The 617-nt window shown below is 33.7% G+C and carries 1 protein-coding gene; it reads left to right on the forward strand.

What is annotated here, in order from left to right:
* The coding region (locus CLOBL_RS27380) for an IS30 family transposase (RefSeq protein WP_143323988.1) at nucleotides 1–569 on the forward strand (569 nt) is incomplete at its 5' end.
* Nucleotides 570–617: the final 48 nt, after the last annotated feature.

Consider the following 617-nt stretch of genomic DNA (forward strand, 5'->3'; position numbering starts at 1 on the left):
AGTCTAATACAGTCAAAAAGCATAAGAAAAAACTTGGTTCTAGCATATCAGATCGTCCATTAGAGATAAACACCCGCAACGAGTTTGGTCATTGGGAAATAGATACTGTTATTGGCCAAAAATCTAATAATGATAATGTACTGCTTACAATTGTAGAGCGTAAAACTAGATATGCTATGGTAGTTGAAATAATGGCTAAAACAGCTGAAGCAGTTACTGATGCTCTTGATAGAGTACGCAGTTTATTTGGCAAGCAATTTAGCCAAGTTTTCAAAACTATAACTGGTGATAATGGCTCTGAATTTGCTAACTTATCCACACTTGAAACTAAAACAGATACAAAGGTGTACTTTACTCACCCATATTCATCTTTTGAAAAAGGTACTAATGAGCGCCATAATGGTCTAATACGTCGGTTCATCCCAAAGGGTAAACGTATTTCGGACTACACTTCTGATGACATTGCTTTCATAGAAGAATGGATGAATACTCTTCCGAGGAGAATACTTAACTATAAAACTCCTGAAGAATTATTTGAGGTACACTTAGACAAAATCTATGTAATCTAAGAAAATACAAATGTTTAAGTCATAAATAGAAATTAGTTCAATTTGTTA

It is taken from the genome of Clostridium sp. BL-8 (assembly GCF_002006495.1).
Lineage (GTDB): Bacteria > Bacillota > Clostridia > Clostridiales > Clostridiaceae > Clostridium.